General features: G+C 60.2%; 4 protein-coding genes. 1 reads left to right on the forward strand and 3 read right to left on the reverse strand.

Annotated elements, in window-relative coordinates; all coding sequences use genetic code 11:
• From R6U20_RS09280 to R6U20_RS09290, 3 genes are all read right to left on the reverse strand, one after another.
• Positions 1–769: type I-E CRISPR-associated protein Cas7/Cse4/CasC (locus R6U20_RS09280; RefSeq protein ID WP_410337577.1), on the reverse strand; the 769-nt coding region annotated here is incomplete at its 3' end.
• Between the two features lie 61 nt (positions 770–830).
• Positions 831–1,403, reverse strand: a complete 573-nt coding sequence (gene casB / locus R6U20_RS09285; RefSeq protein WP_410337578.1) for a type I-E CRISPR-associated protein Cse2/CasB — start codon at positions 1,401–1,403, stop codon at positions 831–833.
• Positions 1,404–1,486: 83 nt separating this feature from the next.
• The gene (locus R6U20_RS09290) at positions 1,487–2,437 is read right to left on the reverse strand and encodes a hypothetical protein (protein WP_410337579.1); all 951 of its coding nucleotides are present in this window, start codon (positions 2,435–2,437) and stop codon (positions 1,487–1,489) included.
• Between the two features lie 30 nt (positions 2,438–2,467).
• On the opposite strand from R6U20_RS09290, the gene R6U20_RS09295 reads away from it, so the two are divergent.
• Positions 2,468–2,592 (forward strand): JAB domain-containing protein (locus R6U20_RS09295; RefSeq protein ID WP_410337580.1); only part of this gene is annotated, 125 nt, incomplete at its 3' end.

The raw sequence follows: 2,592 nt of genomic DNA on the forward strand, positions 1-2,592 counted from the left end.
CGATGCGGCCGACCTGATGCGCGACATCTCCAAGCGCGATCTCAAGAAAAACCTCAAAGGGCTGCACATGGCCTCGGGGCTCGACGCCTCGCTCTTTGGCCACATGGATGGCCGCATCGCCGCGGGCCAGCACGTCGCTCGTGGCCATGCGCCCAAAGAGCGAGGCGTCGAGCCCTGAGGCCATGTGCAGCCCTTTGAGGTTTTTCTTGAGATCGCGCTTGGAGATGTCGCGCATCAGGTCGGCCGCATCGCTCACGGTGTCTTTGTCGAGATCGGGATGGTTGTCCCAGAATACCGACAGCTCCTCGCGGGCGGCCTCAATCTTCTCGGTGGCCACCTCGCGCAGGTAGCGGACTTCCGGCGCGCCCAGCACAACGATCTGGTTGGTGTGGATGGCTTCCCACGGATTGTCGTCCTCGCCGGGGTCGATAATTTTCTTCGTATCCCGCTTTCCGGCTTTCTTATCCGACAGCAGCCGTTCTTTCAGCGCAAACGTGACAGCGCGCACAAGCGGAGCCGGGTGGCCCTCATCGATGAGCGGCTGAGCTACGCGGCGCTGAAAGGTCTCGCGCGAGCGGATGGACATGTCTTCGCCCGCGTTGCGGATGGACTCGGGCCCGTCGAAGTTGCGCCAGTGGTATTTGAGGCACTGTGAGGAGACGCGGGTGCGGGTGGTGCCGCCAAACGGAAGGGTTTTGGCAAACCCGGCGTCGTCGCGGTTGAGCAGGGCCGAAGGGTACGAGGTGAGGGTGTGAAGTTGAATAAACATAAAAGGGCGTATCGGTTCGCGTAAAAGAGATTCTCAGGCGGCAGAAGCATCCCGCCGGGTATCAGGAGTCGTCTTGTTCTTGCTGGTAGAGCGTGCTGTAGTACGCACGGGCGATGCGAAGCCGCACTTTGTGCCCGCCATCGCCACGCGTGAACAGCAGGAAGGCGACATCAGCCCAATTGGCTGCCTGGTCTTTGCTGGCCAGATACTGGGCCATGCGGCGAAGAAGCTTCGGGAGCGTCTCGTCGTCGGCCTCCATAATGCGTGTGAAGCGCAGCTCCGACCAGCCCGCCAGCGCGAGGGCTTTGCCAAGCGGTACGTCGTAGTCATGTAGTCCCGCACAGTGAGCCATGCCCATGAGCAACAGCCCCCAGTTGCGTTCGTATTGGGCGACGGCGGCCTCTGAGGTGCTGTACTGCGGATCGGGCTCGGGGATGTTGAGCCCGTGTAGCACTTTCCAGAGCGCGGGTGTGACCGGTGCCTCGGGGTTCACGCGTCGTAACGCAGCGCGGTCACCATTAGGCAGGCTGCCATCATCGGGATGCATCATCCGCGCAGCGCGTCCCACAGCGGTAGCCAGATTAGGACGCTCGGTTTCGGAGGATTCGGTTGGCGGTGCAGCAGGTTCGGGCATGATGTGCGTAAGAAAGATTGATTCAGGAAGTACAGATGTAGCCAATGCAGCGGCAAGCCGGATCCGCAATGCGTTTCACGTTCTCATGCTTTCGCCTTCCGGACAGATGCCTGTTCCGCAGTATCCTTTTCAGGAAACGCTTCAGGAAGATGATTCCGAAGCGCGCCCTGGAAGATGGATTCCGCACTGCTGTGAGCCCGCCAGTAGCGCGTGGCTGATTGCGGGGCGTGGTCTTTGGCATCGTCGAACTGCGTCTGCGCCTCGTTGCGCAAGAGTTGCTGCCAGTCGGCCTGTGCGTCTTGTTGATCCATCTCGACCGAAGCCCAGAGGCGCTCGAAGAACCGGGCGTCTATGGCTCGGTCGAACGCATCCATCCACGGCGCGAGCTGGTCGTTGTCGGGTCGCTCATCCGGGCGTCCGGTCAACACCGCGCTTAGCGCCGGATAGAGCACCTTGCTGCGCACCGTCGCTGCTTTTTCGATGCGCATCTTGGCGCGCTTTGCGAGCTGGTCGCGCGCCGTGTCATCCGTCAGGAACGTCGTTGCTTTCGACGGCACGGGCACAATGCGGTGATGCAGCCCATCGGTTTTTCCTTGTCCACGCACCAGCGTGCGGGCCACCAGATACATGGCATCGGTTTCGCCCGACTGAAACTCCAGCGCGGGCGGACGCTCGTAGTTTTTGCCCAGCAGGATGTCGTGCAGCTTCTGATATGTAAATCCTGCTTCGCCCAGCGTGAGCGCTTTTCCCTCGCCCTTGTCGATGGGCGTCCACGGGTCGCCGGTCATGCCGTTGAGGCTGTCGGGGGCATCGAGGCGTTGCCCTTTCGTATTGGCACGCCAGCACCGGAGCGACCCGTCATCGCCTGTGGTAAAGCGGATGCGGCGACAGATCTCCACGAAGTACGGATCGCAGTTATCGATCGGAATCGCTTCATCTTTCGCACCGCCCCACGGCTCGGTCCAGAGCAGCATGTGTCCGTGTGCATCGTAACGGTCGAGCAGATCCTGCCGCGCATCCCCTAAAACCTGCACATCGCGTCGGAAGCGCGAGCCCCACGCCAGATCGGGAGAAATTTACAGCCAAGTAAAGCAGATATGGAAATAACTAAAAAGCTGAAGGGAGCTTCTAAATTGATGGATATAAAAGTTCTTGACTCAATCATTGTAACAGAAGAAAATTATTTCAG

It is taken from the genome of Longimonas sp., assembly GCF_046498435.1.
In the GTDB taxonomy this organism is placed as follows: Bacteria; Bacteroidota; Rhodothermia; order Rhodothermales; family Salinibacteraceae; genus Longimonas.